The sequence below is a fragment of the Synechococcus sp. MVIR-18-1 genome, assembly GCF_014279835.1.
Classification (GTDB): Bacteria; Cyanobacteriota; Cyanobacteriia; order PCC-6307; family Cyanobiaceae; genus Synechococcus_C.
In genome coordinates, this window is record NZ_CP047942.1 from 1,924,893 (window position 1) to 1,947,915 (window position 23,023).

At 54.7% G+C, this 23,023-nt stretch carries 23 protein-coding genes; 8 read left to right on the forward strand and 15 right to left on the reverse strand.

Annotated features, from left to right (window positions below; genetic code table 11):
* Entirely contained in the window at positions 1-1,338 is a 1,338-nt protein-coding gene (locus SynMVIR181_RS10440) for an aminopeptidase P N-terminal domain-containing protein (protein ID WP_186589186.1), read from the reverse strand.
* 53 nt (positions 1,339-1,391) lie between these two features.
* Here SynMVIR181_RS10440 and SynMVIR181_RS10445 point away from each other — a divergent pair, with 53 nt between their 5' ends.
* The 7 genes from SynMVIR181_RS10445 to SynMVIR181_RS10475 all read left to right on the forward strand — a co-directional run bounded on the left by SynMVIR181_RS10445 (position 1,392) and on the right by SynMVIR181_RS10475 (position 9,344).
* On the forward strand, positions 1,392-2,405 hold the full coding sequence (locus SynMVIR181_RS10445; RefSeq protein ID WP_186523777.1) for a CNNM domain-containing protein: 1,014 nt from the start codon (positions 1,392-1,394) through the stop codon (positions 2,403-2,405).
* Complete coding sequence (locus SynMVIR181_RS10450; RefSeq protein WP_186523778.1) at positions 2,402-3,751, forward strand: GTP-binding protein; 1,350 nt, start codon at positions 2,402-2,404, stop codon at positions 3,749-3,751. Before SynMVIR181_RS10445 ends, SynMVIR181_RS10450 begins: the two co-directional genes overlap by 4 nt.
* Positions 3,748-4,326, forward strand: a complete 579-nt coding sequence (locus tag SynMVIR181_RS10455; RefSeq protein ID WP_186523779.1) for a nicotinate-nucleotide adenylyltransferase — start codon at positions 3,748-3,750, stop codon at positions 4,324-4,326. The genes SynMVIR181_RS10450 and SynMVIR181_RS10455 overlap by 4 nt, the downstream gene beginning before the upstream one ends.
* A gap of 6 nt (positions 4,327-4,332) precedes the next feature.
* On the forward strand, positions 4,333-6,054 hold the full coding sequence (locus SynMVIR181_RS10460; RefSeq protein ID WP_186589187.1) for an NAD+ synthase: 1,722 nt from the start codon (positions 4,333-4,335) through the stop codon (positions 6,052-6,054).
* 70 nt (positions 6,055-6,124) lie between these two features.
* On the forward strand, positions 6,125-7,264 hold the full coding sequence (gene ald / locus SynMVIR181_RS10465; protein WP_186590627.1) for an alanine dehydrogenase: 1,140 nt from the start codon (positions 6,125-6,127) through the stop codon (positions 7,262-7,264).
* A 229-nt stretch (positions 7,265-7,493) separates the two neighbouring features.
* Positions 7,494-8,903 (forward strand): SagB family peptide dehydrogenase, encoded by a 1,410-nt coding sequence (locus tag SynMVIR181_RS10470; RefSeq protein ID WP_255444262.1) that lies wholly within the window; start codon positions 7,494-7,496, stop codon positions 8,901-8,903.
* Positions 8,904-9,206: 303 nt separating this feature from the next.
* Positions 9,207-9,344, forward strand: a complete 138-nt coding sequence (locus tag SynMVIR181_RS10475) for a hypothetical protein (protein ID WP_006854313.1) — start codon at positions 9,207-9,209, stop codon at positions 9,342-9,344.
* Between the two features lie 393 nt (positions 9,345-9,737).
* On the opposite strand, the gene SynMVIR181_RS10480 is transcribed toward SynMVIR181_RS10475, so the two are convergent.
* From SynMVIR181_RS10480 to SynMVIR181_RS10545, 14 genes are all read right to left on the reverse strand, one after another.
* Positions 9,738-10,175, reverse strand: a complete 438-nt coding sequence (locus tag SynMVIR181_RS10480) for a YchJ family protein (protein ID WP_186589189.1) — start codon at positions 10,173-10,175, stop codon at positions 9,738-9,740.
* The gene (locus tag SynMVIR181_RS10485) at positions 10,175-11,203 is read right to left on the reverse strand and encodes a DUF3326 domain-containing protein (RefSeq protein ID WP_186590628.1); all 1,029 of its coding nucleotides are present in this window, start codon (positions 11,201-11,203) and stop codon (positions 10,175-10,177) included. The genes SynMVIR181_RS10480 and SynMVIR181_RS10485 overlap by 1 nt, the downstream gene beginning before the upstream one ends.
* 38 nt (positions 11,204-11,241) lie before the next feature.
* Positions 11,242-11,430: a hypothetical protein gene (locus tag SynMVIR181_RS10490; protein WP_186589190.1), complete on the reverse strand. Its 189-nt coding sequence runs from the start codon at positions 11,428-11,430 to the stop codon at positions 11,242-11,244.
* On the reverse strand, positions 11,427-11,768 hold the full coding sequence (locus tag SynMVIR181_RS10495; RefSeq protein ID WP_255444263.1) for a 2Fe-2S iron-sulfur cluster-binding protein: 342 nt from the start codon (positions 11,766-11,768) through the stop codon (positions 11,427-11,429). The genes SynMVIR181_RS10490 and SynMVIR181_RS10495 overlap by 4 nt, the downstream gene beginning before the upstream one ends.
* Positions 11,769-11,814: 46 nt before the next feature.
* Positions 11,815-12,522, reverse strand: a complete 708-nt coding sequence (locus SynMVIR181_RS10500; RefSeq protein WP_186589191.1) for a putative 2OG-Fe(II) oxygenase — start codon at positions 12,520-12,522, stop codon at positions 11,815-11,817.
* Positions 12,523-12,578: 56 nt separating this feature from the next.
* Positions 12,579-13,532, reverse strand: a complete 954-nt coding sequence (locus SynMVIR181_RS10505; RefSeq protein ID WP_186589192.1) for a F0F1 ATP synthase subunit gamma — start codon at positions 13,530-13,532, stop codon at positions 12,579-12,581.
* Between the two features lie 11 nt (positions 13,533-13,543).
* The gene (gene atpA / locus SynMVIR181_RS10510) at positions 13,544-15,064 is read right to left on the reverse strand and encodes a F0F1 ATP synthase subunit alpha (RefSeq protein ID WP_186589193.1); all 1,521 of its coding nucleotides are present in this window, start codon (positions 15,062-15,064) and stop codon (positions 13,544-13,546) included.
* 59 nt (positions 15,065-15,123) lie between these two features.
* Complete coding sequence (gene atpH / locus SynMVIR181_RS10515; RefSeq protein WP_186523789.1) at positions 15,124-15,672, reverse strand: ATP synthase F1 subunit delta; 549 nt, start codon at positions 15,670-15,672, stop codon at positions 15,124-15,126.
* Positions 15,672-16,193, reverse strand: a complete 522-nt coding sequence (locus tag SynMVIR181_RS10520; RefSeq protein WP_186589194.1) for a F0F1 ATP synthase subunit B — start codon at positions 16,191-16,193, stop codon at positions 15,672-15,674. Before SynMVIR181_RS10520 ends, atpH begins: the two co-directional genes overlap by 1 nt.
* Positions 16,193-16,657: a F0F1 ATP synthase subunit B' gene (locus tag SynMVIR181_RS10525; RefSeq protein ID WP_186523791.1), complete on the reverse strand. Its 465-nt coding sequence runs from the start codon at positions 16,655-16,657 to the stop codon at positions 16,193-16,195. Before SynMVIR181_RS10525 ends, SynMVIR181_RS10520 begins: the two co-directional genes overlap by 1 nt.
* A 90-nt stretch (positions 16,658-16,747) precedes the next feature.
* Positions 16,748-16,996, reverse strand: coding sequence for an ATP synthase F0 subunit C (gene atpE, locus SynMVIR181_RS10530; RefSeq protein ID WP_186525626.1), 249 nt, complete (start codon positions 16,994-16,996; stop codon positions 16,748-16,750).
* A gap of 154 nt (positions 16,997-17,150) precedes the next feature.
* Entirely contained in the window at positions 17,151-17,879 is a 729-nt protein-coding gene (gene atpB, locus SynMVIR181_RS10535) for a F0F1 ATP synthase subunit A (protein ID WP_186523792.1), read from the reverse strand.
* A 23-nt stretch (positions 17,880-17,902) separates the two neighbouring features.
* Positions 17,903-18,238, reverse strand: coding sequence for a hypothetical protein (locus SynMVIR181_RS10540; protein ID WP_186590630.1), 336 nt, complete (start codon positions 18,236-18,238; stop codon positions 17,903-17,905).
* Between the two features lie 86 nt (positions 18,239-18,324).
* A complete protein-coding gene (locus SynMVIR181_RS10545; protein WP_186589195.1) occupies positions 18,325-19,545 on the reverse strand; it encodes a bifunctional 2-polyprenyl-6-hydroxyphenol methylase/3-demethylubiquinol 3-O-methyltransferase UbiG in 1,221 nt (406 codons plus the stop codon).
* Positions 19,546-19,663: 118 nt separating this feature from the next.
* On the opposite strand from SynMVIR181_RS10545, the gene SynMVIR181_RS10550 reads away from it, so the two are divergent.
* Positions 19,664-22,612 carry a phycobilisome rod-core linker polypeptide gene (locus SynMVIR181_RS10550; RefSeq protein WP_255444264.1) on the forward strand — a complete coding sequence of 983 codons (2,949 nt, stop codon included), beginning with the start codon at positions 19,664-19,666 and terminating at the stop codon, positions 22,610-22,612.
* The last annotated feature ends 411 nt before the right edge of the window (positions 22,613-23,023 follow it).

Here is a 23,023-nt window from a genome sequence, read left to right on the forward strand (position 1 = left end):
TCAGCGCTCCATCGAAGCAATGTCTTTCAAAGCCGTAGCCGTTAAAACCTCGTAGCCATCCTTGAGAACGGCAACATCATCTTCAATGCGAATGCCGATCCCTTTCCAGCGTTCGTCGATTTCAGGCTGACCATCCGGGACCGGTAGCCGGTCACTGACATAGAGACCAGGCTCCACTGTGAGCACCATGCCTGGATCAAGCTCCACATGATGCTCACCAAGCCTGTAGGCACCAACGTCGTGCACATCCAAACCAAGCCAGTGCCCAGTGCGGTGCATATACAGATGGCGGTAGGCACCCTGCTCGATGATCCCGTCTGCCTCTCCAGCCAAAAGGCCTAGATCCAGCAAACCATCGACAAGCTGGCGCAAAGCGGTCTGGTGCACCTCTTCCGCGGTTCCTCCAGGCCTAACGGTGGCAATAGCCGATTCCTGAGCGCTCAGAACAAGTTCATAGAGAGCTCGCTGTTCACCGCTGAAACGACCATTCACGGGAAAGGTGCGGGTGATATCTCCGTTGTAGTAGTCACCGATTGAGCAGCCGGCGTCAATCAGCAACAGATCACCGTCTTTGAGCAGATCTTGATTGTCGATGTAATGCAGGACGCAAGCGTTATCTCCTCCTGCAACGATTGAGCCATAGGCAGGGCCCCTGGCCCCTTGATCAAGGAAGTGAAACTCGATCAGGGCTTGTACCTGTCGCTCGCTCATCCCAGGCTTTACTGCTGCACGCGCCAACTCATGAGCCTCCGCTGAGATGCGGCACGCTTCACGCATCCGATCGAGCTCCGCTGGATCTTTGCGCAAGCGCAGTTCATGCAAGACAGGGCAGGGCGCAACCAGCCCAAGAGCCGCGGCTCCCCGTCGCGAGGCGCGATCCAATTGTTCAGCCCAAACCTCGAGCACCACGGACTCCACCGCCGGGTGATGTCCGGTACGGAAGGCGATGCCCTCAGCATCTTTCAGGTACCCACGCAGATGGGTGGCCAACTCAGAGCGCGGGTGAGCCACATCAGCGCCGAACTGATCCACCGCACCCTCGGTGCCCCAACGCCGTCCTGTCCACACCTCGGCCCCTGGCTCTCGAGGATTCACAAACAACACATAGCGCTCGCCTTCAGGCCGATGCGGCAAAAACAGGGCGACGGCATCCGGCTCATCAAATCCGGTGAGATACCAAAAGTCGCTGTTCTGACGAAAGGGCCACTCACAGTCGGCATGGTGTGTAACCAGAGTTGCCGCTGGAATCACAGCAGCCGCGCCGCCAAGATGGGCCATGAAGCGCTGACGGCGCTCGGCGTAACCCTGAGCATCAATAGGGAGAGAACTATGAACCACGACGGAGACAGGGCACCAGATAGACGTCAGGATGGCAGGCAAAGCATCCAGGCATGACTCACGACCTGCTGATCCTGATTCTGCTGGTGGTCGTGGTCCTCACCGGATCCGCCTTGTGTTCTGGCGTCGAGGCGGCTCTGCTCTCCGTCAACCCTGTTCGCGTTGTCGAACTCGCGGGTCGATCCAAACCTGTTGCCGGTGCTCGGCGCTTAGCCCAGCTCCGTCAGCGACTCGGCCGAACCCTGTCGGTGCTGGTGATTGCCAACAACGGCTTCAATATTTTCGGCAGTTTGATGCTCGGTGGATACGCCGCTTGGCTGTTCGAAGATATGGGGATCAGCGCGGTGGCTCTCCCTCTCTTCTCCATCGGTCTCACCGTGCTGGTGATTCTTTTAGGAGAAATTCTCCCCAAGGCGATCGGCACCCGACTGGCGCTGCCTGTCTCCCTCGCTAGTGCACCGGTTTTGCACCTGCTTGGCGTTCTGATGCGTCCGCTCGTTCTTCTGCTGGAGAGACTGCTGCCGGCCATTACTCAGGAAAGTGAACTCAATACCGACGAAGAGGAGATTCGACTGCTGGCCCGGATGGGATCCCAAACCGGCCAAATCGAAGCGGATGAGGCGGCGATGATCGCCAAGGTGTTCCAGCTCAACGACCTCACCGCGAGGGATTTGATGACACCAAGGGTTGCTGCTCCGAGCCTGGACGGTGCAAGCACATTGCTGCAGCTAAGGTCTGCCCTACTCGAAAACGAAGCCCAATGGTGGGTGGTCTTAGGTGATGCGGTGGACAAGGTTTTAGGTGTCGCCAGTCGCGATCGATTGTTGGCGGCACTCGTCCAAAACCAAGGTCAACTCACCCCAGCAGATCTGAGCGAACCCGTCGAATTTGTGCCTGAAATGATTCGCGCCGATCGATTACTAACAGCCTTCCGTCGCGATAACAGCGGGGTCAGAGTTGTGGTGGATGAATTCGGAGGGTTTGTTGGCGTCATTGGCCCTGATGCAGTTCTGGCCGTGCTCGCTGGCTGGTGGCGCAAGTCAGCAGGAGCCAATGGGGCGTCATGACGACGTCCTCGCCTCCATCCACTACGGAGCGGTGCCTCTCACTGCTACAAACCTGGAGATCTCAGCTCCAGCTCAATCGCCGAGAACAAACCGTGTTGGCGGGCTCGCTCAGGAGCTTGGACCTGCAATTGGACCGCCTGTCGAATCGCAACCTGCGCGTCGCGGTCTTCGGCCGCGTGGGAGTGGGGAAATCAAGCCTCGTCAATGCCCTGATCGGCCAAGAACTCCTGGCCACTGACGTAGCTCACGGCTGCACCAGACAGCAACAAGCTTTGCCTTGGACGATCTCCATTCCTGGTCTCAACACGGTCGAACTCGTCGACACGCCAGGAATCGATGAGGTTGCAGCAGCGGCGCGTGCGCGACTGGCAGCGCGGGTAGCCCTGCAGTCCGATCTTGTGCTGCTTGTGTTGGATGCCGACATCAGCAGGGTTGAGCTCGATGCCTTGGAGACCTTGATGAGCAGTGGAAAACCGGTCCTTCCGGTGCTGAACCGCAGTGATTGTTGTCCCCCAGAACAACTCGAGTGCCTCCTGCAAAGCATCAGCCAAAGGATCCAGGAGCGTTGCTATCGCAACCATCGCGCGAAAATCCCTCAACCGATTTCCGTTTCAGCAGCCCCTCGCAAAGCCTGCCAACAGTCCGACGGCAGGGTTCGCAGCGAGCGCCAACCAGCGGTCGTGAACCCGCTATGCACTGCTGTGATCCATCTGCTGCAAGAGCAAGGCCAAGCCCTCTTGGCCTTGAATGCGCTCCGTCAAGCAGAACGGCTCCAACAACAACTGGAACTCGGTCGACTGGAGCGCCGACGACATGATGCGCAAAGCCTGATCGGCCGCTACGCAGCGCTCAAGGCCACAGGGGTTGCAGCCAATCCTCTGGTGTTACTCGATCTAGCCGGAGGTATGGCCTGCGATACCGCCCTGGTGGTGCAGCTTTGCAAGCTCTATGACCTGCCGATGGGAGGACCAGCAGCACGACGGCTGATGCAACGGCTCTCGGGGCATAACGCCATGTTGGGAGGCGTCCAACTGGGACTTCAGCTGGCGCTCTCGGGTCTTCGACAGCTGTTGCTCATCGCTGCCCCTTTTTCCGGGGGATTAAGCCTCGGTCCAGCTGCGCCCGTCGCCTTAGCCCAGGCGGCTCTCGCTGTGCACACAACGCGCAGGACTGGCCGGCTCACAGCACGCTGGCTGGTCGATCAACGCGGTCGAGGGCGGCGGGGCAATCCAGCACCGACAACCCTCATGCGACGCCTTATTCGCAGCGATACCAACATGCAACGCCTGATTGCAGATTGGCCACAGCCATCAAGTCGGCCCCGGCGCGACGGGCTCCTGCCATGACCGCAACCATCGCCCTGCTTGGCACCAGCGCTGATCCACCAACGCTCGGGCATCAGGGTCTCCTCGAGGGCCTTTTAGATCACTTTCAACGTGTCGCAACCTGGGCTAGCGACAACCCAATGAAACGCCACGATGCCTGCCTAGAGCTCCGCAGCGAGCTGCTCCAGGCCTTGGTCATGGCCATCGACAATCCACGGTTGAGCATCGACCAAACACTCAGTAGCCCATACACCATCACCACGGTTGAACGTGCAGCACGTCTGTGGCCCCATCACGAGCTCTGCTTTGTTGTGGGCAGTGATCTGGCTGCTCAGATCCCCCATTGGAAGCAAAGCGAGCTTTGGCTCAAGCGCTGCCGGCTGGGAGTCGTGCCGCGAAAGGGTTGGCCGCTGGAGCCCCAACACCTCGAAGGACTCCGCCACCTCGGTGCACAGATCACTGTGCTGCCCTTGGAGATTCCTGAAACAGCCAGCTCAAGCATTCGCAAGACGAGTAAGGCGGATCAAATCCCAAAACCGCTCTGGCCCCTCCTTTTGCAGCACAATCTTTATGGACTCCAAGACGCTCCCTCCTGAACTGCCATGCGCATCGCCCTGGCCCAGACCAATCCTCTGGTGGGCGATCTGTCCGGGAACGCCAAACGGCTACTAGAGGCTTGTCTCAAAATCAGCCAGCAGGCGCAGGGCACTTCCCCCGCGTTAGTGGTGAGCCCAGAACTTTCCCTTTGGGGCTACCCACCTCGAGACCTGCTGTTAAGTCCTGAGCATCTTCAGCAGCAAAGCGAGGCCCTCAATCAGCTGCAACAGGGACTCAGCCATGCCCTGCCGCAAACGGCCCTGCTGGTAGGGGTTGTGGAGCCTGCTCCAGACCAGCAGCATCCACGACTCTTCAATGCGGTAGCCCTGGTGGAGGCAAACGGTTGGCGTGTTGTAGCCCGCAAACAACTCCTCCCCACCTATGACGTCTTTGATGAATCGCGGTATTTCAGGCCTGCCAACCAACCCAGTGTTCTGAGCTTTCAAGCCGAAGGACAGCATTGGCGCCTAGGGATCACCATCTGCGAAGACCTCTGGGTTGAGGACGCGCTTCAAACACAACGCCTGGTGGGACCGGATCCAATCGCCAACCTCATCCCAGAGCAAGTGGATATGTTGCTGAACCTCTCCGCGTCCCCTTTCGGCAGAACCAAAGCATCGATCCGGCATCAGCTCGCCGCCCGCGCCGCCAAACGTCTTCATTGCCCAGTGATTTATGTGAACCAGGTGGGCGGCAATGACGAGTTGGTGTTCGATGGCGGCAGTTTCGTGATGGCAGCTACCGGTGAGGTGGAATTGCAACTTCCGGCCTGCCGTGAAGCCATCGATTGCTGGGACAGCAGCAATCCCAGTTCTGAAACAACCACAGGTACGACATACCCCTCGGAAAGCGCAGATCTCGAGCAACTGTTCAAGGCCCTTGTGCTGGGCGTACATGACTACGCCGATAAATGCGGTTTTCAACGCGCCCTGCTCGGTCTTAGTGGCGGCATCGACTCAGCGCTTGTGGCTGTGATTGCGGCAGCGGCACTCGGATCAGATCGCGTGCAGGCAATGCTGATGCCCTCTCCTTGGAGCTCTGATGGGTCCATTGATGATGCAGAAGCGCTTGCAAACCGTCTGGGGGCTTCCACTAAAACAGTGCCGATTCAAGGCTTGATGCAGGGCTTTGAAGCAAGCCTCACCCCAGCACTGGATCAAGCCCCATCGGGCATTACGGCGGAAAATCTGCAATCGCGCATTCGAGGCACCTTGCTCATGGCCGTTGCCAATCAACAAGGGCAGCTCTTGCTTGCGACGGGCAACAAATCAGAACTTGCCGTGGGGTACTGCACCCTTTACGGCGACATGAATGGCGGGCTGGCAGTGATCGGTGATCTCTATAAGTCAACGGTGTTTTCCCTCTGCCGCTGGTTAGACAGCCCTGATGCCATGGGGTGTCGCAAAGAGCTTGGCCTTCCAGAGCACAGCGACTTGATCGGACCGGAGATCCTGAACAAGCCGCCTAGCGCGGAGCTACGTCCTGACCAACAAGACAGTGACTCGCTTCCCGACTACGCAACACTCGATCCACTTCTGAATGATCTGATCGAAAAGCACAGTTCAGGCGCTCAATTGATCGCAGCTGGACATGATCCGGCTGACGTGAAACGGATTGAGAAACTCTTTCGACGCGCGGAATTTAAACGCCGCCAAGCTCCTCCAGTCTTGAAAGTGAGCCGACAGGCCTTTGGGACTGGTTGGAGGCTCCCAATCGCCGCCCGCTGATTTCAAGACACTTAGACCAGTGGCCAATCCGGCCAAGCAGGGTCAGATTGAAGAATCGTCTTCGGCAGCCATGGCCCAATCCGTACTGACGGCTCCGATGGCCACCATCGGAGTCCCAAAAGAAATCAAGGTTGATGAGCAACGCGTCGCGCTCACACCCGATGCTGTCAAAGAGCTCGTGACCCACGGACTGGAGGTGCGGATCCAGAGCGGTGCCGGTTCCGGCGCAGGAATTGATGATGAGGCCTTCGCGGCTGCAGGCGCACAGATCGTGGACCAAGAACAAGCTTGGGGCGCTCACTTGGTCGTAAAGGTGAAAGAACCGCAGCCTGAAGAATTCCGCTTTTTACGGAATGACATGGTGCTGTTCACATACCTGCACCTAGCGGCATACCCAGAGGTGGGCGAGGCCCTTCTTGCCGCTGGCACCACGGGCGTTGCCTACGAAACAGTGCAACTAGAAAACGGAACCCTGCCACTGCTGGCGCCGATGAGCGAAATCGCTGGCAGGCTTGCCGCACAAGTAGGGGCTCGATTGCTCGAGCGCCCGCAAGGAGGCCGAGGGGTACTGATCGGAGGTTGCACTGGTGTGCAACCAGCCCGCGTGGTGGTTCTTGGTGCAGGCACCGTGGGTTGGAACGCGGCACGTCTGGCGGCTGCCATGGATGCCGAAGTGATGCTTCTAGATCGCTCTCCCGAACGGTTGCGCAGCCTGGAGGCCTATCGGAGCGGACGCCTGATGAGCATTGTGAGCAGCCGCGGGCTCCTCGAGAGACTGATCCCCACTGCTGATCTTCTGATTGGAGCCGTTTTGACGCCTGGAGGCAGGGCACCAACGCTGGTGGATGAAGAGATGGTGAAAGGGATGAAACCAGGCTCAGCAATCGTTGATGTGGCCATCGATCAAGGAGGCTGCATCGCCACAAGCCGCGAGACAACGCATACAAACCCCACCGTGACCATCCACGGTGTTCAGCATTACGCCGTAGGCAACATGCCCGGCGCCGTGCCGTTCACCTCCACCGAAGCCCTCGTGAGCGTGACCTTGCCTTACATCGTTGGCATCGCAGGGCGCGGCTTGGAGGAGGCGGTGACAGAACGGCCTGAATTGCTTTCTGGTCTCAATACGGTGCAGGGCTCTGTTTGCCATCCAGGTGTCGCCAAAGCACTCGATGTGCCACCTCGTCATCCCATGGCCTGCTTGCGCTAATCAAGATCTGCTTTTTTTCTGGACAAAAACGATCTTCAAGACGCAAAAAATAGCGCAAATCGAGCGCAGATATAGCACACAATTAGATAGCTTCCGACAGATAACTTTTAATGCATAATTACCAACGGATAACATCCAACAGAAGGCTTCCAGTCAAGGTCAAAAGGTCACAGACATGCCTAGATACTTATTTCGTGAAGGGGTAGACATCAGCGCAGATGGCAACGACATGGTTGTCACAACCCCTTATGCCACACGAGCAAATCCCAATCGACAGACATTGCGCTTCAAAGGCGTAAAAGAATCACTAAAAAAAATTCTCAAAGAGCTATCTCAAGCTGGAATCGAAAGCAATCAATATTTAGCCATACCAGAAAAGATAGAATCTACAGCTCCGCATTTAGCTCTTGAGCCCCAACTCAAGATGCTCTACAAGAACGGCTTACTGATTCACGAAATCGATGGATGCAATGGCATTGCCATGCGCCTCCTACCGATCCATCCCGGACTCGATCAGCATCCCTATCCAGAAACTGAAAAAGAATTCAAACTCTCAAAGTTTATAAGCATTCAGCCCTGCATAGAAGGCCTAGATATCACAACACCCTTATCTCCCACAACATTACGCCTGCAAGATCATCGGCTTTACCCACTGATCCAGAAGCTCGTATCGCCTTGCACAACGGAAGACATCAGGACCTTCCTACCCGAAGAATTACGCATTCAACATCGAGATGTTATTGCATTCTTACTGTCATCTGGCGTGGTTGGAATCTGCAACACCAGTAACAACGTAGAGATCGACCAAGAGGCCATCACAGCCGGTTGGAGCAGGCAAGACCTGAGCTTCCATACGCACACGCGTGGCCATTTTATTGATCGATGCAAAGAAGAGTTATTGCCGAAAACAATCGACAAGAAAACCCCGCCAGCTAAGCATCAAAGAATCATTCTGAGCAAAGTGTCCCTACCAAAACCATCGATCAACAATCAGATTTCAAATTTCTATCAAATCATTCAGGCAAGGCAAACCATTCGCGCCTACAGCTCCATGCCTATCACCGCCAAAGCATTAGGGAGCCTACTCTGGTATTCCATGCATACCCGAGAAGAGATCACCTGCGACCCAGGATTACCTCGATCTTACGAAGGCTTACTGAGGCCTACTGCAAGTGCTGGAGGCCTCCATTCCATCGAGCTTTATCTATGCATTAAACAGTGCATCGGCATTAGCCCTGGCTTTTATCATTACGACTCTTTTGATCACACTCTTGGGAAGATGAGTGATCTCAACAAACCATGCCAAAGCATGCTCGAGATGGCAGTGAATACAACATGTCGAGCCCCTCAGGCGGCTTCTGTATCACCTAGCCAGGGCCAGCAGCCTGATGTCCTGATCGTAATGGCTACGCGCTACGCAAGGAATGCAAGCCTTCATTCAGAAACCGGGCTTGCCTATGCCCTGATCCTAAAAGATGCAGGATCAATTTATCAACAACTTTATCTTGTTGCCACAGCGTTGGGGCTCGCACCGTGCGGGCTTAGCTTTGGAAGCAGTGAATTATTCGAACAGGTTTCCGGAATATCAGGCAAGAGCGAATGCTCCGTCGGTGAATTCATGATTGGCAATCCTAAATAAAGACTCATAACCCTTCCAAACAAAAAACAGGCAATTAAATAGTTGCGAAAGCAGAAAAAAAGGGCACGGCCAGCCACAAAGGCAATCCGAACATGTCCATCGAGCTCCTCTTCACTGCGCAGCACTTGTCAGCAGACGAGAAAAGCACTGCTTGAAAGGCCACTGCTTGGCGCTGGCATGTGGCCAGAAGCGCCTCGACAGAACCGTCACTAGCTCGAATCAGCCGCAAAACGGGAACCTTTGCGCCAAGCAGCTAAAACACGCAACAGTCTGTTACAGTCTGTTCAACTTTCTTAACGATCCATGAACGACTCCAAATTCGGTTTTTCGTCATTTGCAGAGCAGTGGAACGGAAGACTGGCCATGATGGGCTTCGTGATCGGCCTCGGCACAGAACTCCTAACGGGACAAGGAATTCTTTCCCAAATCGGTCTCGGTTGAATTATTGAATTAATTCAATAATTCAAGTTTTAAGAAGAGCTGGTCAGTGGCCAGCTCTTTTTTTTGCAAATAATGCTGTCACTAGCTCGCAAGTACAGACTTTCACGTACAAGAAGTTTTAGTAATCCGTTAAGGGGCGATGGGAATTGATTTCGGAACACCCTTATATTCTTCGACGCCACAGAAGCATTTATCGGCAACGATTCAGTGATCACCCGTTAACAACTGAAGAGACTTCTTTGATTCTCGACAGGATCATATTTTGAATTTGCATTAGATAAAGGCGTTGTACTTTTTTGGAGAGAATAATTTCTCCTTTCATAAAACATGCATGGAAGCATTAAAAACCATTGTTAATTATCCCTTCTGTTGCACCACTCAGGGGTTATTGAGTCATAGCGGCTTGATATAAAGCCAGTTCTTTTTCAGGCTCCCATCCCTTCGTTGAAACAATGACGTTTCAGTCATCACATTGCGTTGGCCACCCGCTCCAAATGTCGCCTCGAACGTCACCGTGCCTTCAAGATCTTCCACACCGCCAGCCTCCACGGCCTTGATCTTCAGTCCCAACCAACGCACCTCGCGGCAATTCTTACGTAACTCTTTGCGGCGTAGCAGCAAAGGTGTCAATGAATCCGGATGCGTTGCGATTAAATAATCCACTTCAGCAAGAGCAAAAGCCGAATAGCGCGAACGCATCAACTGTTCAGCAGTGATCGCCCATTGCCTCCCGCGATGCAGAGGTTCGCAACAGCTTTCGTAGTTCATTCCACTCAAGCAAGGGCATGGTTCACTGCTTTTTGATGATCCAAAACCAGCAGCGCTTGCCATTACTCCAGCTCCTTCAAGGCAGATAAGGGTCGCATCAATGCAGATAAAGCAACACCTTCGCGTAAGGCCAGCACCAATCCAGCCGCCTCGGCATAAGAGCCTGCATGCAACACCTCCGAGCCCACACCAAGGGCTGTTGATGTGACCTCCAGGACGGACGGATTGGCAACACTGATCACAGGAACCCTGCGCTCCAGGCAAGCCAACGCGGCTTCTCCTCCCAAAGAGCCCTCTGGGACAACCAACACTCCCAAATCATCAGCCAAAAGATCACTTGCTTTGGCGGCTGAACTCTGAACCAACGCTGGTGCCTGATTTAAACCCACCAACACGCACGCCAAAAAGGTGTAACCCAACTCCTCCCCTGCAGCACGAGGATCCAGCTGCGGATCCAGCGGCAAAACCGATAAAGCCGGTGCATGGGCGCAGGGAATCTGCAGGTGGCGCACGAGTAGATGGCTGATCACGGCTTCGGCTCCCGCCAAGGCGTCCACACCACTGCCATGGCGATAGGCCTGCAAAGCCTCACTGCCCTGGTCGTCGGGGAAGCGAGCAACCACCGCAATCGCCGTTGCACCGCTGGCTTTTAAGCGTTCACCCGCCCTCAATAAGGAATCGGGGCGCTCAAGAGTGCCCCAACTCGCTCCACTGTGGCCCAAGCCCAAATGAACGCCTAAGGGCTCATCGCTAGTCACCACAGGGCCGATTTCAAGGCCCAGCGTTGCCCTACAACCATCGGCCACCTGTAGGTGGCGGTGACGCAGTTCCGGCTCAATACTGGCATCCAAAAGCAAACCAATCCGCTGCTGACGAACAGATCGCAGCGCCCAATCGCCTGCGGCAAAGCGGTCGAGACCATACCCCTCCACATAGTGAATGCGCTGGTCTTTCCAATACAAAGAAGCCCCATTCATCACATTGGGATGGGTGATCAAACACCCGGAGGCCGCAGCCAAAAGCCTGGCACTCGGAAGGGCATCGCCGGCATACCCGCCGATCGCACAACCAATACCCGTTGGGACCACCATCAACGTGGGCAGGGGAGATCCCAAAGCCAGCCCCTCACTCACTCGATCCACACCGCTTCAACCTGCAAGACAGCCCCGTGATCTTGCTCGGAATGATGGACAGCAGTAATCGCCCAACGCAGGGGGGCACCATGAATGCGCAATTGATCCTTTAACCAACCACGTAAATCAGACGCCTTTAGATCTTTCGGCCAAGGCAATTGCAACGTTTTCGACGCCAACCTCATTTTTGGTACTGACCAAACTGAGCCTCATAGAGCGCATCCTCTTGACCCGCTAGTAGCTGAAGATCGGAACAAGGAAGCGCAACGCACAGCAACGTAAAACCATCAGCGCGTAGGTCTTCTCTTACCCCCATTGCATCAGATTGCTCCACAGATCCACTTTTGAGGCGGGCTGCACAGGTGGTGCAAACCCCAGAACAGCAAGAACTGGGAAGCATCACCCCTGCCGCTTCCGCAGCCGCCAAAACGGTCTGATCACTGCGACAGGAAAAACTGTGCTCAGAACCATCGATCTCGATGCTGACGTTGAAAGTAGCGGCAGCAATGGCGTTATCGCTCATCCTTAAAGAGAAGCCTTGGTCATTCATCTTCTCAGGGCAACAGGCCTTATGACGACAGATCGGAGCAGGGATTCCATTGCGAGGGATGGGGCGCTAGGTATTCCGGTGGATTCCCATGCTCGGGAGCTGTGATCACAAAATCGAAACTGATCGAGCAGCGAAGCGATTCAGGATCGCCATTCGCCAACACGCTGTGATCAAGCCTGGAAGGAAACAGCACGAGTAAGCCAACCTCAGGAGCCAAATCCCACCGTTCAGAATTCAAAGGGTGATCAGAAGCAATTGGCCCGCCATGGCCAGCGACGAGTCCTGGAACGAGCTCATTGCTTTGATGAGGGGCATGCACGCGAAGCACACCCTCCTCCCCTGAACCATCTCCGGTGAGATAGAGCACCGCACTGAGATGGGCATTGGGGTGGTGATGGCGGCCAACGAGCTGATCCCAATCGCTTAGCACAGGCCAGCAGCGCTGGAGATGCAAAGCCACTTGGCTGCGATCAAAGCCAACGGACTCAAGGTAACCCGTGGCCTGCTCTGACACCTTGTGAACCAATGGAGCAAATTCGGCTTGGTGATGCAACTGCCAAACACCGTTGATATCCCCAGTCCAAGCGCATCCCTCACTGGGATTGCCAACAGCCCCACCCCTAAGAGCCAGCAGCGTCTGCAAATGTCCAGCAAGATCCAGTGGATCGATGACCAGCTTGGTTGTCGCCACAACCGTTGGGAAAAGCTGGTGAAGAGTGAAAGTCATCACTCCATTAAAAAAGCCGGCCCACAGGACCGGCTTTTTTAATGATCACAAGGGAGCTAGCCCCCTGCAGCCGCCGAGCCACCAACAACTTCCAGAATTTCCTGGGTAATCGCTGCCTGACGCGCCTTGTTGTAATCAAGAGTGAGCGTTTTTGCCAATTCCTTGGCATTATCACTGGCATTATTCATTGCAGTCATACGACTGGCCAGCTCAGACGCTGCCGATTCCTGCAACGAACGCAAAAGTTGATTCTGTAAATACAGAGGCAACAACGCATTCAAAAGCTGATCAGGACTTTGCTCAAAGACGATGTCTGAGGGCAGAGCAGGTTGAGAATTAGCAGGAGCATCTCCTGTCTCAACAGTCAGACGACCTTCTTTGGTTGTGAGACGGAAGATTTCATCCTCTGCCTCAGCAATCCCTTGGGGATCAAGAGGCAAAAGCGTCTGAACGACGGGCTTACAGCTCACCAAATTAATAAACTTGGTGTAAACGATCTCAACACGATCTGATGTTTCAGAAAGAAACTCAGCAAAGATTTCGCTAGCGATTGAACCAGCTTCGTCTGCCGTAGGTACTTGCTCCAAGCCCGTGAAAGTAGCTTGAATGGGATAACTACGATTGGTGAAATAACTAATCGCTTTGCGACCAATCAACACAAGAGTGACTTTGTAACCCTGGCGTTGAAGCTCAGCGAAACGTTTCTCAGTGCGTCTGATGATATTGGAGTTGTAGCCACCACAAAGACCACGATCGCCAGTGACGGCCATCAAGGTGATGGTTTCAACAGGGCGCTGCTCGAGCAGTGGAGCATCAGCATCTTCAAAGCGCATACGCGCTTGAAGATTCTCTAGTAAGCGCGCGAGTCGATCCGCAAACGGACGACTTCGCAAGACTTGTTCTTGAGCTCGACGAACTTTGGCCGCAGCCACGAGGCGCATGGCCTCTGTGATCTTGCGGGTGTTCTTGACCGATTTAATTCGGTCACGGATCGCTTTTAGATTTGCCATGGCTTAAGCCCTCAGTTGGCGGAGGCCATCATGGTGGACACAACTTCAGCAATCGCCTCTTTCAGAGTGGTCTCAGCTTCAGGGCTCAAGACCTTCTCTGTTTGGATTTTGCTGATGAACTCAGGCTTATTGCTCTTGAGATACTCGCGCAATTCGCGTGAGAACTGAACAACTTCTTCAACGGGCACATCGTCGATCAGGCCTTTAACGCCTGCATAAACGATCGCCACCTGCTCAGCCAAAATCAGAGGGCTGAACTGAGACTGCTTGAGCAGCTCACGAAGACGCTTGCCCCTGCTGAGCTGCTGCTGTGTCGCTGCATCAAGATCAGAAGCAAACTGTGAGAAAGCAGCCAGTTCGTCAAACTGCGCCAATTCCAGCTTCAGGGTTCCAGCAATCTTCTTAATCGCCTTGGTCTGGGCTGCGCCCCCAACACGGCTCACAGAGATACCCACGTTGATCGCAGGACGTAGGCCGGAGTTGAACAGGTCAGAACTGAGGAAGACCTGACCATCCGTGATCGAAATCACGTTTGTAGGAATGTAAGCAGAAACGTCACCGGCCTGAGTCTCAATGATCGGCAGGGCGGTCATCGAACCTTTACCCATGGCATCGGAAAGCTTGGCAGCACGCTCAAGCAAACGACTGTGGCAATAGAACACGTCACCGGGATAAGCCTCACGACCGGGTGGGCGACGCAGGAGCAGAGACATCTGGCGGTAAGCCTGAGCCTGCTTGGTCAGATCGTCATAGATGACCAAGGTGGCCTTGCCTTTGTACATGAAGTACTCAGCAATCGACGCTCCGGTGTAAGGAGCCAGGTACTGAAGAGCAGCAGGATCCGATGCGTTTGCAGCCACTACCACGGTGTAATCCAGAGCACCACGCTCGCGCAGCACTTCCGTGACCTGGGCAACAGAAGCTGCCTTCTGTCCAATTGCCACATAGACACAGACCACATCCTGATCTGCCTGATTCAGGATCGTGTCAATACAAATAGCTGTCTTACCGGTTTGACGATCACCAATGATCAGCTCCCGCTGGCCACGGCCAATGGGGATCATGGCGTCGATCGCGGTAATACCAGTCTGCATGGGCTCATGCACAGACTTGCGCTGAATGATTCCTGGAGCCGGTGACTCAATCAGGCGCGTTTCATTAGAGGGAAGATCACCCTTGCCATCAATGGCTTCACCAAGAGGGTTCACAACCCGTCCGAGCAGGGCATCACCCACAGGAACTGAGGCGATCTTGCCGGTCGCACGCACAGTGCTTCCTTCCTGGATACCAATGCCCTGACCCATCAGCACAATGCCGACGTTGTCGTCTTCGAGGTTGAGGGCAATCCCTTCAGTACCGTCTTCGAACTCAACTAGCTCACCAGCCATCACCTGTTGCAGGCCGTAAACACGGGCGATTCCGTCGCCTACCTGCAGGACTGAGCCGACGTTGCTGACCGATACGGACTTGTCATAGTCCTCGATCTGCTGCTTGAGGATGGCGCTGATCTCGTCGGGTCTGATGGAAACCATGTCGGGAAAACCCAGGGGCGGGTGGTGAGTGGAAGGGCGAGATGAAGGTGGGGCTTAGCTCAGCTCGCCTTAGCGAGGGCAAGACCTAGGCGTCGAACCTGACCAGAAAGGCTGGCATCGATCACCTGAGAACCGAGATTGACGATGAAACCACCAATCAACGAAGGATCAACCTCTAGATCGATTTCGACGTCATTGGTTCCAGCCATTGACTGGACTTTGGTGGTTAATGCGGCCTGCTGCTCATCAGTTAAAGGTTGAGCAGAGCGAACATGCGCCAAAGCAATATTTCGAGACTCTCGATAAAGCTCGAGGTAGCGCAGGAGCACTGCTTCAAGCGCTGGAAGGCGCTGGCGATCAGCCAAAACCTTGAGCAAATTCATCAACGAAGGAGTGATTTGCTCAGCAAGAAGGCTTGTTAAAGCTTTTTTCTTTGCATCAGGCTCAAGCACAGGAGAGGTCATCGCGTCGCGAAGCGGCTCAGAACTCTCCCAAGCAGTAAGAAGCGTTTTGCATTGCGCTGCGACTTCATCCGACTCTTTGCGGGCGTCGGTGACCTGAAGTAAGGCGTCTGCGTATGGGGTGGCTAGAGAATTAAGAAGAGGCATCAGGAATCCCCCAGATTTTGAATGGAGGAATCGATAAGCCGGCCTTGCGCATTGCTGTCAAGACGATTCGGCAATTCGATCATCGCCTGATCGATAGCAGCTAACGCTGCTTGACGTCGTAGCTGTTCTGTCAGGCGTGCACCTTCGGCATTGAGATCAGCCAGGGCGTCTTGCTTCAGAGCAGCCATGGCCTGAATCGTGCGCTTTTCGCCGTCTAAGCGAATGGCTTGTGCACGAGCAGTGCCGTCAACTCGGATCTTGTCAGCTTTTTGCTGAGCGACTGAAAGCTCTTGTTGGGCTTCAGCCAGCTCAGCAGTAGCAGACTTAAGACGACTCTCGGCATCTTCGAGATCACGAAGAATGGTCTCGCGTCGGCGCTGAAGCATGCCGCCAAGGAATCCTTTTAGGAACCAATACAGAACTCCGATCACAATGACCAGGTTGATCAGATTGGTTTCAAGCAGATTGAGGTTGATTCCAAAACCACCCTCAGCAGCCATCAAGGGAAAGAAAACAGTCATCAGGCAGCCATCAATCGTTGGATGATCTGGGAGCTGAGCTGATCGACCTGACTCATCAAGCTGGCTTGTGCAGCATCACGCTGAGATTCGATCTCTCTGCGGGCTTGCTCGCGAGTGCGATTGGCCTCAGCTTCCGCTTCGGCTAATGCCTCGCGGTAGAGAGCATCAACTTCCGATTCAGCTTCAACAATTGCTGACTGGGCAGCTTGTCGGGCACCGCGGAGTTGATCTTGAAGGTCAGCTTCAAGTCGCTTAATTTGCTCAAGCTTTTGCTTGGCATCAGCACGACTCGTAGAGATGTAACCCTCACGATCTTCCACGACCTTGCCAACTGGCCGGAAGAACAGGGAATTAAGCAGGAAGGTAAGGAGAACCACCTGAACCGCCATGAGCGGAAGGGTGGCATCGAGGTCAAAGAGACCTCCCTCCGGAACAGCTGCTTCAGCGAGCAGAAGCCAGGTCATGGAAGGGTGCGCTGGGGTAAATCAAATCGATCGGAATGCGGCTACAGCGAAGACCACAGGGGGAAGACTTCTCTGTAGCCGCAATCTCAATCAGCCTGCGAAAGGGTTGGCGAACAGTAGAACCAGTGCCACAACGAGGCCATAGATGGTCAATGCCTCCATGAAAGCCAGGGAGAGCAACAGGGTGCCGCGGATCTTGCCTTCAGCTTCAGGCTGGCGGGCGATCCCTTCCACAGCCTTGCCGGCTGCGGTGCCTTGGCCGATACCAGGGCCGATAGCGGCAAGACCCACTGCTAAAGCAGCGGCCAGAACGGAGGCGGCGGAGGTCAGATCACTCATTAGTGGAAAGCGGTTTGGGGTGCGCAGGATGAGCGCGAATAGGACAGGGCGCGCCCGGGACATCCTCTCTAGAGAGAATGGGCCCGGTTCCACCCGGACCTGCGCGCGAATTGTTTAGCAGATCGCCGAGAATCGGCGATAGGGGTGAAAAGACCTAGTGGGCCTCTTCGTGCACTGCTTCACCGATGTAATTAGCGGCGAGAGTTGCAAAAATCAGAGCCTGAATGGCACTGGTAAACAGACCAAGGAACATGGCTGGAAGTGGAACAAGTACAGGGACCAAGAAGGCCAGCACTGCCACAACCAATTCATCGGCCAAAATATTTCCGAACAAACGGAAAGAAAGAGAGAGGGGCTTCGTGAAGTCCTCAATGATTTTGAACGGGAGCATGATCGGGGTTGGCTCCACGTAGTACTCGAAGTAGCGCAACCCCTTTCGGCTCAATCCTGCATAAAAGTAGGAAAGAGACACCAGCAAAGCCATCGCCACGGTGGTGTTGATGTCTGCGGTTGGAGCACCCAACTCACCGTTGGGAAGTTCGATTAAGCGCCAAGGAATTAGCGCTCCACCCCAATTGCAGACAAAGATGAAAAGGAACAGGGTCCCAATGAATGGAAGCCAGTCTCGGTAGGCCTTTTCACCAATTTGTTCACGGGCGAGATCACGTAAATAATCCCAAAGGAATTCCAGAAAGTTCTGGACACCACTCGGATCACGCTCCATCTTGCGAGTACCAATCACGATCAGAGCAAGCAATGCTCCAATCACAACCCAAGAGCTGAGAAAAACTTGACCGTGAAGGTTGATGTTGCCGATCTGCCAATACAGATGTTGACCGACCTCAAGTTCGGCGAACGGCAGATTGAGGGGAGTCAGAACCATGGCAGAAGCGAAGTTGCTCGAGGTCAGCCGTCAATGACGGTCTGAAGAATCAAGGCTGGCTTGTAAAGCAGAAATCCAAGAAAGGCAGGAAGCAATTCCAACTGTGGAAGTTTTGCCGCTGCTACGACGAGAAGCACCGGCACCACAATCTGAAATCGACCAACCTGACGAGAACCGCCACCGAGCCGAGCCACGCTGCGAGCTAGAAGGCGCAGGTAAAGAAGACCGGCGCAGGATCCAACAAGCAGGCTGCGGGCCACCAATAAGTCAAATCTGAGATATGCGAACAAAGCCGCACACAATGAAATAACAAGGGTGACCAACATCAAGCGTCGCTGAAGTCGGGCATAGCCCTCCATTCCGGAGTCGGTCGGGGCAGTTGCCTCGTCCAAGTCAGTGGAGGTCGGTGCCTGCAAGCAGCGCCTGAGAAAGCGCGCGGAATCTATCACGCGTTTCCGCCAGATCCTCCATGACCAACCTCCAGCAAAAGCAATCTTTTGCTCATGAGATCTCTCGCCAGAGGGACTGTTTTCTCTGTCCCACTAAGGATTCCGAGTGGAACTTCAGGGTTTTCATCCACCAAACGGAGCAGGTTTAATTCCTCATCTGAAATAGAGATGGGTTCAAAATCTGGCCCCAACATGCTGTTGGAAGGCCACCCCCAAAGACATGGCTGGCGTCGACCACTTGCTTGGAGCAGCGTTTCGTCGTTGTCCCAAAGCAACGGCTGAACAGGTTGGGCACTTACAAAAAACTCAAAATGACTGATATCGGGGTCAAGCTGTTCGACCAGTGCCCATTGGTCCGCAAGCGGTAAAGATTGTGCTCGGGATAGCAATTCACCCTTGAGCAATCGAGCAGGGTCCCAGACAGATGGGTTCGAGAAACCAGCGAAGTAGAGCCCCGATGCCTCGATCAAAGCCATCAACCTTTCGAGGTCATAACTAGTTTCCTGAGGATGCAAATACATATCGGCAAAGTTGGCATCAGCGTGGGTATCGAGCGCCCATCGCTGTTCATGGGTGCGACGCAACCGATTGGTCTCAGGCAAGCCTGAAAACAACTCACGACCCAACATCAAGCCGTTGGCGCCTGTCCCCGCATCCAAAAGCTCCAGGGCTTGCTGCGTGCGATGAATCTCCCAACGGCCTGCATCGGCATAGAGAAACAAATGCAAAAGCCCCTGAGGGGCTAGTCGCTGTCCAAGCGCCTTCAATCCAGCCAACGGGTCGCGCAAGTGATGCAGAACCCCTACGGAGTTGATGTAATCAAAACGGCCTTCCTCTTGAAGATCCAACAGGCTGCATTGTTCTTGGCGAAGAGATCTGACCTGGTCAGCGCCTCCAGAACGGCGCAGCCGCTCCCGCGCCACATCGAGCGCTCCCGCACTGATGTCTACGGCCAAAATCTCTGCCCCTGAATTGAGGTGGCAGAGATAGTCCGTGCTGACACCTGTGCCACACCCGGCATCAAGGATGCGAATGGAACCCGGATTGGAATCCTGCGCTTTGAGCCCACCTCTCACCGCAGCGAGCACGCTGTCGTGGCACCAGCGCCAGTTGTATCCAGGAGGAGGGCCGTCTTGAAGCGGATCTGCTGGATAGGGAAAGCGGTCATAAAAGTCGCTCACCACAGGGGTAGCCACATCCGAGGGTGGGGTGTTCATAAGGCCGCCGATTCTGGGAGTAAACGCTCAAGGGAGCATTTCATGGGAGATCGCCATCGCACCCGAAAGCTCATCAGAGCTGCAAACATTTGTTCATGGCTGCCCAGAAGGCTGAGTGATGGGCCGTAACCTGACTCGATCCGGCTTGCTCTCGTTCATGACAGTGACCGCTAGTAGCGGCAGCCCAAGGGTTTCCCCTCAGCTGTACGACACCCTGCCGCTCTCCAGTGTCCGTCGGGCTGAGCAACAAGACCGCTTTCCAGACGGTGGTGAACTCGACACCCTGATCACCTTTTTCAGAAGTGGAAACGATCGGCTTGATGCAGCTCGGCTACTAGCCAGCAATGCGGAATCGATCGTTGCCCGTGCCGCCAATCGAATCTTTGTAGGTGGCACCCCTCTCTCGTTTTTGGAGGAACCACTCAGCACTGGAGAAGTGGCAGCCACTAGCGCTACTCCATTGGCAGCTGATCAGGTTGCGTTTCAAGACTCGGTCCGCACCTTTACGGGCAGCGAGTCTGGAAATACAAATGGAAATTTCATCAGCAGACTGCTTCAAAGCAGCGATGACGGCGATGTACGCGTCGTTTTACCCACAGGCTTTACCGCCATCAGCGTGGCGAAATATGGCCCAGGGAATATGCGTAAATCCGTGCGCGACCTGGGATGGTTCCTGCGTTACGTGGGGTATGCCTTAGTTGCCGGAGACCCAAGCATTCTCGCGGTGAACACTCGGGGGTTGCGAGACGTTCTTGAAAAGGGCTGCTCCCTTCTCGCAACAAACGTGGCACTGCAAGAAATGCGGGCGGCGGCAGCGGCTCTCTTGAAAGAGCGGCCTGAGGCACGTCGACTAGCGATCGAATGCTTTGACGTGCTGCTCAAAGAGCTTGCTGTTCCAACACCTTCAACGCGCCAGAAACTAGGAAGCTCTGTTCGTCAGGGACTTCAGCTCCCTGCGATCTATGCCTTAGCTGCTGAAACAGCTCAGCGCTTTGAAATGCGTCCGGGACTATCCGGAGCTGAAAAGGCAGAGGTTGTTCGCGCCGCCTATCGGCAGGTGTTCGAACGTGACATCGCCAAGGGCTACTCACAAACACCCAGTGAAGTGGAAGCCAGCCAGCTCGTCCAAGGCAAATTGTCCATGCGCGAATTTATTCGTGCTCTGGGGAAAAGCAACGAATACAGAACCCAATTTTATGGACCCTTTGTTAACAGCCGGGTCGTCGAGCTTGCTTATAGACATTTTCTAGGCCGTGGGATTAGTTCTCTGGAAGAATTCCGCAAGGCGTTCTCGATCGTCAGCAACCAGGGGCTCAACGGGCTTGTTGATGTGCTGATTAATGGAGCTGAGTACGCCCAAACCTTTGGGGAGGAAACCGTTCCTTACCTGCGCGATCTCGGTGAAGAAGCCCAAGAAAGTGCTGGCTGGGGTTCCAATCGCCGTTTGTTCCGTTTCAGCGCTCCCTTTGAATCGGCACCCCAATACGTCACTCTCTACGCGTCCTACCGCCAGCCCCTAGGAGACCAGCACGTCTATGGCGGCGGAAATGATCCGATCGGCAATCAATACGGCGCAATTTTCCCGTCTTCCACAGCATCGGTTTCAACACGCCCAGCGCCGTTTAGCTACAGCACCCGTCGCCTGCTTGTAAGCAATGGCCTCGCCCAACCTGGGCAAATGGACAGTCCACAGTTCCGCAGCAGCCGGCCGCGCCGACTTGGGCCCACTGTTGTACGCCTACAGCAGATCGCCACTGGGGGAAATTCGCTTCCACGCCGAGGCGGACAACCCAGTATTCGCGGCACAGAATCCAGCACCCAAGCTGTGATTAAAGCTGTTTACGTGCAGGTCCTTGGAAACACCGGCTACTCCGGAGAAAGAGTTGAAAGCGCTGAGAACAGACTGGAGAACGGCGATATCAACTTGCGTGAGTTCATTCGCCAAGTCGCCTGCTCCAACCCCTTCCGTCGTCGCTATTGGGAAGGCCTCTACATCACGAAGGCCATCGAAGTGATCCATCGGCGGTTACTCGGCCGACCCACCTTTGGCCGCTGGGAAATTGATGCTCTGTTCGACACCGCTGCTCGCAAAGGCTTCTACGGCGTTGTTGAGGCCCTCATTAACGGCAAAGAGTTTTCTGACTGCTTCGGTGATGACACGGTTCCCTATGAACGCTTTATCACCCCTAATGACCTCACCGTAAGGCGCGCTCCAGGGCTTCGCCGAGACGTGCAGGTTGAGCGCATAGCCGATACGACCCTGCGCCAGCGCCCCGATCCCATTCGAAGCGACAAGTTTGTGGGTTCTAGCGATGTCACGACAAGAAATCTGAGTTCAGGTAAAGACGTGAGCGACATGTGGGCAACTGGCTTAAAAAGTGCCTCCCCTGCCACGCAATGGAAGATCTTGATGCGCACTCGTGGAAGGCAATCCACCTCACCCGGCACATCTCCATTCGTTCCGATCAGTAGCAAAAAGACTGGTAGCACTAAGTCCAATACAGCCGATGCTCAGCTGCGTGCAGCCCTTCCCATTGGCAAGGCAGAAGGCTATCTCTTCCGCGGTGGTCTCCCAACAATCCCAACGCTACGAAGACCTTTTGACGAAAGCGATTTGCGCCAAGTCGTCGACGCTACTTATCAACAATTGCTCAACAAAGTTCCGCTCGAACAACAAAGAATGGTTATCGCCGAGTCCAAGCTTCGCGATGGGCAGATTGACCTGGCTGGATTTGTTGAAGCCGTAGCACTTGGCGATGAGTTCCAGGAGCGACTGTTCTGCATGGCACCTCTTCGAGCCGCCACCGCAGCTTCATTGGCTTTATTGGGAAGAGCCTCAACGCCTTCAGAGACCAGTCGCTTCTTGAGAATCCGATTTGAATCAGGTCAGCCAGCTGCCGTCAGTGACTTCTTAGCCCAAAGGACTGCAAACACAGAATCATCAAGCCTTCCGGGGCTCGATGGAATGAACACCCAACAAGGAGTCCCTCAGGAAACGATCACTCGCACCGCATCTCTCTATCGAGGCCCAGCGGGCATGACTCCGCCACCACAAAAAGCTCTTTGATGTTATTTATTTCCTAAAAAATCACAGGAAGCAATAAAAACGCCGGAATTAAATCTCCGGCTTTTTTATTGCTTTGTTGTCAAAAACTCTAAGCGAAAGCCCTTTGACTCCATCACATTTTCGCTTTCCGAACAAGCAGTGAAGATCTGTTACCGATGTCAATTCAGATGGGCAGATTGCACGAAAATATCTTTGGAAGAGGCCGGCTCAACTTCATCAAGTCGACCCAGCCCCGACCCGCGGAACGTCAACAGATACAACATCTGCAGGCCTTTCGTCTCGGATCTTCTGATCCACCCCCTTGCGGCCTTTAAGCTGCTCCACGATCTCCTCGGAGATCTACCAACCACACCCATCACTCACCGGATATCGGTCTCCTACGGGTGGCCGCTTGTTTCGAGGTAGAACTGC

What these genes read in the sequence shown, in the direction of transcription:
- SynMVIR181_RS10445 (WP_186523777.1), top strand. Translation starts at nt 1,392, where the DNA reads ATGACTCACGACCTGCTGATCCTGATTCTGCTGGTGGTCGTGGTCCTC.
- SynMVIR181_RS10450 (WP_186523778.1), top strand. Translation starts at nt 2,402, where the DNA reads ATGACGACGTCCTCGCCTCCATCCACTACGGAGCGGTGCCTCTCACTG.
- SynMVIR181_RS10455 (WP_186523779.1), top strand. Translation starts at nt 3,748, where the DNA reads ATGACCGCAACCATCGCCCTGCTTGGCACCAGCGCTGATCCACCAACG.
- SynMVIR181_RS10460 (WP_186589187.1), top strand. Translation starts at nt 4,333, where the DNA reads ATGCGCATCGCCCTGGCCCAGACCAATCCTCTGGTGGGCGATCTGTCC.
- ald (WP_186590627.1), top strand. Translation starts at nt 6,125, where the DNA reads ATGGCCCAATCCGTACTGACGGCTCCGATGGCCACCATCGGAGTCCCA.
- SynMVIR181_RS10470 (WP_255444262.1), top strand. Translation starts at nt 7,494, where the DNA reads ATGGTTGTCACAACCCCTTATGCCACACGAGCAAATCCCAATCGACAG.
- SynMVIR181_RS10475 (WP_006854313.1), top strand. Translation starts at nt 9,207, where the DNA reads ATGAACGACTCCAAATTCGGTTTTTCGTCATTTGCAGAGCAGTGGAAC.
- SynMVIR181_RS10480 (WP_186589189.1), bottom strand. Translation starts at nt 10,175, where the DNA reads ATGGCAAGCGCTGCTGGTTTTGGATCATCAAAAAGCAGTGAACCATGC.
- SynMVIR181_RS10485 (WP_186590628.1), bottom strand. Translation starts at nt 11,203, where the DNA reads ATGGTGGTCCCAACGGGTATTGGTTGTGCGATCGGCGGGTATGCCGGC.
- SynMVIR181_RS10490 (WP_186589190.1), bottom strand. Translation starts at nt 11,430, where the DNA reads ATGAGGTTGGCGTCGAAAACGTTGCAATTGCCTTGGCCGAAAGATCTA.
- SynMVIR181_RS10495 (WP_255444263.1), bottom strand. Translation starts at nt 11,768, where the DNA reads ATGAGCGATAACGCCATTGCTGCCGCTACTTTCAACGTCAGCATCGAG.
- SynMVIR181_RS10500 (WP_186589191.1), bottom strand. Translation starts at nt 12,522, where the DNA reads ATGACTTTCACTCTTCACCAGCTTTTCCCAACGGTTGTGGCGACAACC.
- SynMVIR181_RS10505 (WP_186589192.1), bottom strand. Translation starts at nt 13,532, where the DNA reads ATGGCAAATCTAAAAGCGATCCGTGACCGAATTAAATCGGTCAAGAAC.
- atpA (WP_186589193.1), bottom strand. Translation starts at nt 15,064, where the DNA reads ATGGTTTCCATCAGACCCGACGAGATCAGCGCCATCCTCAAGCAGCAG.
- atpH (WP_186523789.1), bottom strand. Translation starts at nt 15,672, where the DNA reads ATGCCTCTTCTTAATTCTCTAGCCACCCCATACGCAGACGCCTTACTT.
- SynMVIR181_RS10520 (WP_186589194.1), bottom strand. Translation starts at nt 16,193, where the DNA reads ATGACTGTTTTCTTTCCCTTGATGGCTGCTGAGGGTGGTTTTGGAATC.
- SynMVIR181_RS10525 (WP_186523791.1), bottom strand. Translation starts at nt 16,657, where the DNA reads ATGACCTGGCTTCTGCTCGCTGAAGCAGCTGTTCCGGAGGGAGGTCTC.
- atpE (WP_186525626.1), bottom strand. Translation starts at nt 16,996, where the DNA reads ATGAGTGATCTGACCTCCGCCGCCTCCGTTCTGGCCGCTGCTTTAGCA.
- atpB (WP_186523792.1), bottom strand. Translation starts at nt 17,879, where the DNA reads ATGGTTCTGACTCCCCTCAATCTGCCGTTCGCCGAACTTGAGGTCGGT.
- SynMVIR181_RS10540 (WP_186590630.1), bottom strand. Translation starts at nt 18,238, where the DNA reads ATGGAGGGCTATGCCCGACTTCAGCGACGCTTGATGTTGGTCACCCTT.
- SynMVIR181_RS10545 (WP_186589195.1), bottom strand. Translation starts at nt 19,545, where the DNA reads ATGAACACCCCACCCTCGGATGTGGCTACCCCTGTGGTGAGCGACTTT.
- SynMVIR181_RS10550 (WP_255444264.1), top strand. Translation starts at nt 19,664, where the DNA reads ATGGGCCGTAACCTGACTCGATCCGGCTTGCTCTCGTTCATGACAGTG.